Origin of the sequence: Candidatus Bathycorpusculum sp. (assembly GCF_009778815.1) — an archaeon.
GTDB lineage: Archaea > Thermoproteota > Bathyarchaeia > Bathyarchaeales > Bathycorpusculaceae > Bathycorpusculum > Bathycorpusculum hydrogenotrophicum.
In genome coordinates this window covers 24535-32086 of the sequence record NZ_WRFL01000020.1, presented here as the reverse complement: position 1 = coordinate 32086, position 7552 = coordinate 24535, and the positions used below count along the sequence as shown (strand labels likewise).

The 7552-nt window shown below is 41.2% G+C and carries 5 protein-coding genes and 1 pseudogene; 1 reads left to right on the top strand and 5 read right to left on the bottom strand.

What is annotated here, in order from left to right; all coding sequences use genetic code 11:
* Nucleotides 1-787: 787 nt before the first annotated feature.
* The 5 genes and pseudogenes from FWF39_RS05695 to FWF39_RS05675 all read right to left on the bottom strand — a co-directional run.
* The gene (locus FWF39_RS05695) at nt 788-2008 is read right to left on the bottom strand and encodes a radical SAM protein (protein WP_343382479.1); all 1221 of its coding nucleotides are present in this window, start codon (nt 2006-2008) and stop codon (nt 788-790) included.
* Nucleotides 2001-2201: a hypothetical protein gene (locus FWF39_RS05690; RefSeq protein ID WP_343382478.1), complete on the bottom strand. Its 201-nt coding sequence runs from the start codon at nt 2199-2201 to the stop codon at nt 2001-2003. The genes FWF39_RS05695 and FWF39_RS05690 overlap by 8 nt, the downstream gene beginning before the upstream one ends.
* The gene (locus FWF39_RS05685; protein ID WP_343382477.1) at nt 2202-3827 is read right to left on the bottom strand and encodes a hypothetical protein; all 1626 of its coding nucleotides are present in this window, start codon (nt 3825-3827) and stop codon (nt 2202-2204) included. It lies immediately after the preceding gene.
* Between the two features lie 318 nt (nt 3828-4145).
* Nucleotides 4146-5297 carry a PQQ-binding-like beta-propeller repeat protein gene (locus FWF39_RS05680; protein WP_343382476.1) on the bottom strand — a complete coding sequence of 384 codons (1152 nt, stop codon included), beginning with the start codon at nt 5295-5297 and terminating at the stop codon, nt 4146-4148.
* Nucleotides 5298-5580: 283 nt separating this feature from the next.
* A pseudogene (locus FWF39_RS05675) lies at nt 5581-5766 on the bottom strand (IS66 family transposase); the annotation flags it as partial.
* Between the two features lie 198 nt (nt 5767-5964).
* Between FWF39_RS05675 and FWF39_RS05670 the strand changes: the two are divergent.
* Nucleotides 5965-7173, top strand: coding sequence for a glycosyltransferase family 4 protein (locus tag FWF39_RS05670; RefSeq protein ID WP_343382475.1), 1209 nt, complete (start codon nt 5965-5967; stop codon nt 7171-7173).
* The last annotated feature ends 379 nt before the right edge of the window (nt 7174-7552 follow it).

Below are 7552 nucleotides of genomic sequence, written 5' to 3'. Positions count from 1 at the left end.
TTGTTTCAAAGAAGACCGCGATGGTGGATTTAACGCTTAAACTTTGGCACGCATTAACCACTGAAGACATCTTTACAGCATTTCAAAAAACCGCATTACTTATCTTTAGGTGAACACTCTCCATAATTTTAATCAATCAACTGAGCATTACCAGAACTTAAAAATACCAAAAACTATCAGATAAAATTACCCCGACCTCATTGCTCACTCAAGTTCAACCCAAAAACAAGCTACAAACAAATAAAATCCAGACATAATAATAAAACAAAAAAGTCAGGTTACTAAAACAATATCTATTATCCTTTGATCACCTACCACTCTAACAGTAATATCCTTTACATCAAGATCAACACCAATGAACGGCTCAAGCCGGGGATGAAACTTTTTTGGCAACCTAAGCAAAACACCCCTATACCTACACAACCCACTAACCTTACACCTTTTTTTCACCCAATACACCTGAAACCTCGACATACGATAAACTCCAAATTTTTAAACAAAAACAAAAAAATAAACCTTTTTACAACCAAAACCTAAAAACCTGCAAAACAACCAACCAATTTTGCTGAATTTAACCACAAGTAAAGTTGAGCAAGTTGAGGATAAAAAAAGAAAAGAGAGCAAGACATTTAGAACTTGCATGTTCAGCTTTTAGTTACGCATTTCCCGTTTAAGAACAACAGTTCCAGCCATTAAACAAGAACATCTTGTTCCCCCTACAATCACCCCGTTGAGCCTTAATTGTACAGAAGTACAAAGCTACCGCTTAAATTCTAACAAGGAGAGCTCATTTTTGTATCTCCACAATTTGTTGATGGGTTTTGTCTGAACAACCACAGGGCCTATGAGGTGATACTGAAAAATTGGGGGATGGTGGTGGAGAAGCGGCTGCGGTTTTTTGGTATTGCTTCTGAAAAGTTGGATTAGTCTGCAAAGACCTGCACAACTCTCCAAGGGTGTCTACTATGAGTTGTTTAATGGTGCAAAGGCTCTCAACGTTTATGTGGGGTGTGCCAAAGAGGTCGTAGTTCATAGCAATACAGCCTCCGCTGCACGCCATCTTGTAGTTGCAGTTCAAACATTTCTTTGGTTCTTCACAATAGGGCACTATCTTGCGCCAATCCTCAATCCACTGCTTATGCATTGCATTAAACCCGTTATAGATGTCTCCGATTTGAATTTTGTGCGAATCAATGAACCGATGACACGGGTACAGGGTTCCATCGTAATCTACTCCTATTCCTCCGTTACCTAAGCCGCATCGGTTACACCAAGGCCGCACCGTTTGAGTTATTGCGGCGTTTGCATCCCGCATAAACATACTAAACACTGGTTTGCCCTCTAGCATCCACTTATGGTAGTAGCGGCCAAAGACCTCTAGTTCCTCTTTTAGTGTTGCAAGGTCTGTTTGGGTCCACTCCACTTCATAGGTGAAATCAACTGCCATATTAGTCAGACCATATTTTTCTACTAGAGTTTTGATGTTGGTTGCTAAGCCTTTTAGTGTTGAGGGTGTGACGGTCCAGCGAATTTGGGGTGTAGGATTTAGTACCTCTCTTACAAGCGTTAAGCCCCTCCAAGCATCATCCCAACTGCCCTTGCCATCTGCATAAACTCGGTTAGCATCATGTCCATCTTTAAGGCCGTCTATGGAGAGCAGTAAGCCGAAGTTGGCTTGTTTCATCCATTGCACTTTTTCTTCGTCGATAAGGGTTGCGTTTGTGGTTGCACCAAATTGCCATTTGTATCCTTCTGAGCGGCTTTTATGTACGATGTATTTTATTATTTCAAAGTTGCAGAGCGGTTCTGCGCCAAAGAACCAGATGCGTCCTGTTGGGCTGAGGTGTTTGGCTGCGAATTTGATGAGTTGATCAGCGGTTTTTGTAGTCATTGTTTTGTGGGATTGTGCTTCGTTGAGTTTGTAGACAAAGCAGTATTTGCATTTGAGGTTGCATTTAGTGCTGGTCCAGACGGTTAGTTCTTGTATGGTTTGTTGGGGGTTATTCAATGTTTATCGCCTTCTTTTTTTGTACTTTAGCAACAAGATCTAGCTCGATTAGGATCTCCATGACTACTTCTCGCACCCGCTCTGGAGATAGAGGGTATATAGCTGGGATGGGCTGGCGGGGGCTTTGATTTAGAGGGGCCCCCAAATCTTTGGGAGACATTTGGGTGTTTGGGTTTGGGTTTGGTTGGGTCATTTAGTTCACCGTCTCTGTTTTCTGTGCGGGTTGGTTGGTGAGCTTTGTATCCTTGGGTGGTGAAGTATCCTTGGGTGGTGAAGTATCCTTGATTGGTGAAGTATCCTTGATTGGTGAAGTATCCTTGATTGGTGGGATATTTGTTGGTGGTGGGTTGTGTTTTGGGGTTTGGTATGGTTGGCAGGTTTCGCACCAGTTGCATACGTAGTCTCCGGGGCATAATTCGCTTCCTTGGCAACTAATGCAGGCTTGGCAGTCTTCGCAGGTCTGGCAGTCTTGACAGACTGCTTCACAGGCTTGGCAGTTTTGGCAGGCATATTCGCAGCTATTTTGGCAGCCTTCACATCCGGGGGTGTAGTATGGCTGGCAAGTTTCGCATTGTTGACAGATATAGTAGCCTCCGGGGCATAATTCGCTTCCTTCGCAGTTAACGCAAAATTGGCAACCTTCGCAGATTTGGCAGTTTTGGCAGGCATATTCGCAGCTATTTTGGCAGCCTTCACATCCATAGCAACTTACTTCGCACCCAACTTGGCAGTCTAGACAGGAAGATTCACACCCCGCAGAACAACTAAGATACCACGCATAACAAAGATAACAATTATAGCACATAACGCAACTTCCACAGGTAGGCGGACAGATACCTGCTGATTTATAAACACGATAAATGTTTACGCCATAACCATCCCAAAGCCGAACAGGAACAGAGCTATTGTTTACCAACTTTACTGTGTTTGCTCCGGTATCATTATAGGCTACATTGGTTGTTAGATCATAACTTGGAAACGCAGAATGTTTTTCCTTTTTGCTTAAGTAGAAAGTGGTTAATAATGAGCCATTTATATAAGCAGTTAATTTAACATCTGACTCAACATCATTTTTTGTTGTTGCGGCGATTTCGTTAAAGTTGAATAGAGTTACGTCTTTTGTGAGGTAGTTGGTGCTGGTGTGGTTTGTCCAGTCAAATTCCCACTCTACACTGCCTCCTGCAGGAATAGTAAAACCGTTAGTGGGATGGCAAATGTTGTCTCTAGCATCGCTTACGCTTCTTTCTCCACAGGAGGGAGAATTTAGTCGACAAGGGTAATCATAACGTGATGAATCCAAATTTCCGTAAGAGCCAGTGTTAACTGCTGGATTACAAATCGCATTATAATTATTTTTCATTTCGTAGGCTCGTAGTATTCTAAAATTTGAAATTTCAATAGTACTGTTACTGCTATTGTTGGTGAGGATGATGGTGTTTAGTCCGGTATCATTGTATGCAGTAATGGTTATAGCGGATAGTTCATATGTTTGCCACACTCCATGATCGGGAACACCACTTAGCCACATGTCTTGGGTTTGGCCGGCCACCGCAAATTTTAATTGAGTATCCTCTTCTGTGCCTTTGGGTGTTGCTTTGAAATGCACATTGCACCAATCTTTCTGTACATAGCATTCAGGTTGTGTGCAGGTGAAGGAAATTGTTTTTGATTGATTTGGTGCTATGGTGTATGAAACTCCGCCTGGGTGTGCCCAAGTTGTAACTCCCCTGCCTCCAATGTCTGGAGGAACAGTATGACATCCAAAATGCGTATGGTGTGGATGGGTTTGAGGTATTGTTCTATATATATTGTATGACATTATATCACGTCCATATTTTACTTGTTTGAATGCTAGAAGACTTAAAGCAAAGACGGAATGTTTGTCAAATACACTATTCATTTTCAAGAAAACAACCAACGTATGTGTTTAGCTCACACAGGCGCATATACACAAATGTGTCTATATAATTATGCTTGCTGAACAAAAACAGCACAAAAAATCAAATTTCAACGGAAAAGAATCCACTTACAGACCCATTTTCGTTGAGAGCTAAACACATACCAACCAACCATCAAACTGGATCTTAGAAACAACACAAAATACAAAACATAAAAGAAAATTGTAAGATAAGGCCCATTATCTGACGCAATATTTTTTAAATAAACGCACAACTACAAAAACAGTAACGATAAATGTCACTATAACAAGCAAAAATGCTAAAATAAAATAGATAATACGTGAATCTGTAACGATGGCATATAGCACTCCATCGGAAGAACAAACAAAAACTTCACCCCTACCAACAACAGGCGAAAGAAGAACAAGATCCGAAACAATGGAGGACTTTGTATTATTTGTTGAGTACTTCCAAACCAACTCACCTGTGGCCGCATCTAGGGCATATACATTTTTATCTGAAGAACAAAAATAAACCACGCCCTCTCTAACTGCTGGATCAGAAAAAGAAAAAAAAAAAACAACTTCACCAACCTCCGGATAAACAGCAGAACCCCAAGAAGCAGAATAATTCCAAAGCTGACGCCCAGTTTTAGCATCAAAAGCACAACAACTAGGCAAAGGGTTGCCGAAGATACCCGAACCCAAGAAAACCATACCATTAGCCACTGCAGGCGAAGACTCCGCATGGATTACATTATGCCACACTTCAGTACCATTATCTAAAGTCAACCCATAAATCCTATGGTTAGTTGAATAAAAGAGCATACCATCAGCAATAGCAGGCGCAGACACCCACGGTGTGTTCTTATACCACTCAGGGGTATAACTCCAAATCTGTTCACCCGTCAGAGCATCTAGAGCATAAATACCTCTATCTATAGGGCCCCCACCGACGTAAACCACCCCCTCATAAACCACAGGCGTTCCCTTAGAAGCCACACCGCCGAGTGGATAGTTCCAAAGCTCAGACCCATCCAAAGCATCCAACGCATAAACAGAACCAGAGGAACAAACGTAAACTATACCGTCAACAACAGCAGGAGATGAACCAAATGCAGCATCAGAACAACTCCAGATTTTTTCACCAGTAGAAGCATCCAGCGCATAAATTGTTAGATTAGAACATATATAGACAATACCTTGGGCTATGACTGGACAGGATGTCACTATGTGTGTGCTGAGGGTGTAGTTCCAGATTTTTGTGCCGCTAGAAGCACGTAGAGCACAAATATTGCCGTCCCCGGTTCCGATATATATTATTCCGTTGTCAACTATGGGTGATGTCGAGTAACCGGCGGGTATGGTGGAGGTCCAAGTTTGTTTAGGCATACGTGCTACATTATAGGATGATATGTTACTGCTTTGTGAGGGGTTAGAACGGTACATCACCCAATCAGCATCAGCAAACGGAAGCAACACAGAACCGAATAAAAAAAATACCAAAATAAACGTAATTGCATAAATTATCCGCCTCATCCTTCAAAGTCACCACTTAGGTATTAATCATAGACTCTTAAAAAATTTTTGTTAAACAAGATTTTTGGGCAAAATTATTGTGTCTTTGGCAGGTTTTGTTTTCAGGTGTTATAGTGGATTAACTTGAAGTATGTATTCAGCTCTGAGTCCATGCTTGGATGAGACTGTTTTTCATTTGTTCAAACGTATCTAAACCTTGTTTACTCCACGTAGTTATCAGAGTCATCATAGTCTCATAGATGGTGGTGCCTTTCTCATTTCGCAGGGTGCCCGTGATTTTACGCTGAACCACCAATTCACACAGCGCACGCTCCGCCACATTATAGCAACTTGACTAAAGTTTTGCTACAACACTGCACTAAAGAGTCACACAACATACTCTGACCAAAAACAAACACCACTACAAACAGATAAATTCAAACTCTTAAAAAAGCTCTAAAAAACTAAAAAGAGTATTTCACAAACATACCTCAGACTTTAACTTCTAAAATAAAATATAAAATACACGAGGGATAATTAAATGAATAAAAATGAAAACTTAGAGACTCAATCCAAACTTAGAATATTATGGCACAGCGTAGCACCCTGGATTGCCTCAGGCTACGGAAAAACCACCAAAGAAATATGCACCAGACTGCCCAAACACGGGTTTGAAGTCCTCATCTCAGCATACTATGGCACCGAACCAGGCGGAGTACCACCCTATCAAATTCCCGTACTCCCCTCAAAAAATGGTTCCTTTGGTATTACATCAGCAGCTCAATATTGCAAACAGTTTCAAGTCGATTTAGGAATTCTATTCACAGATTGGTGGGCATTTAGCGAATTCCCCAAAATCATCCCCAAAGCAACACTATACAGCCCCATGGACCTAATTAACTACCCCGAAGAAATCCTCAAATTTACCCGCGAATATTACAAGATCATCGGGTTATGTAAATGGCAGCAGAAATGTCTATCGGATGTTGGAATACAAGCAGATTGCATATACCATGGAGTAGATACGAAGTTATTTAAACCCATAAATAAACAAGAAGCTAGAAGCAGAATCGGCATCAAAGAAGATGCAGCGGCGGAGGAGGCGTTTATTTTTGGGACAGTTGCGGCTAATGGTGATAAGGAAGATAGAAAAGGACACACCCGATCGATGAAGGCTATGAGCTATTTTCTTGAGCAAAACCCAGATGTAAAAAACATTATTTGGCTATACCACACAACACCTGATAACCCAAATGGACTACCTCTGCTGTCGGTAGCCCATAAATATGGGTTAGATGGTGTAGTTCGTTTCATGGATCCTAATTTGGCCAATGTTATGCTTACGGAGCAAGATTTGGCGGTTTTGATGAATTGTTTTGACATACATTTACTTTGCAGCAAACGTGAAGGATTTGGTATGCCCATTCTCGAGACTCAAGCGTGTGGGGTACCCAATATTTGTCATAACTTTAGCAGCATGACGGAGTTAGTTGAGGGACATGGCTGGTTATGTAAGTCGTTGGGGACTGGATTAAACCTTGAGACTACACCTATCAATGGAGAGACAGCTGCACCAGATGTATATGATATAGCGAAATGTATTGAGGATGCATATTTTCACCCAGATAAGGTGGAAAAATATGGGGAAGCTTCAAGAGAGTTTGCATTAAATTTCGATTGGGATAACATAGTTGAAACTTACTGGGTTCCCCTGCTGGAAAATTTAGCCGCAGACATTAAAACAAAATAACAGAGGCTTTAATGTCCAATTCACGATCTATCTCTCAAAAAAACAGACAGACCCATACTAACAGGAGATATATTTCCCAAACACCAAAACAGGCTGTTGCGCGCGTTTTCCCACAAACCACAACCTCCAAATTTTCTGTACTAGCAATATATGCGACAAAATGCCGCTAGTACTAGAAAAGACCCAACAAACCCTGGAAAAAACCCACACCCAATCCGACAAACCACAGGCATTTTTAACATAAACCTATCAAATGTGGAAACATAGAAGAGATTTTTATTTTTTCCCCTATACACTCGCTAGTACTAGACCAAAAATACCCAAGACAACCCCCTCAAAAAAAGACAAGATACCAAAATAACCCACAACAACCAACAAC

Excerpts from the sequence above, each read along its gene's own strand:
- FWF39_RS05670 (WP_343382475.1), top strand. The coding sequence starts at position 5,965 with ATGAATAAAAATGAAAACTTAGAGACTCAATCCAAACTTAGAATATTA.
- FWF39_RS05685 (WP_343382477.1), bottom strand. The coding sequence starts at position 3,827 with ATGTCATACAATATATATAGAACAATACCTCAAACCCATCCACACCAT.
- FWF39_RS05680 (WP_343382476.1), bottom strand. The coding sequence starts at position 5,297 with ATGCCTAAACAAACTTGGACCTCCACCATACCCGCCGGTTACTCGACA.
- FWF39_RS05690 (WP_343382478.1), bottom strand. The coding sequence starts at position 2,201 with ATGACCCAACCAAACCCAAACCCAAACACCCAAATGTCTCCCAAAGAT.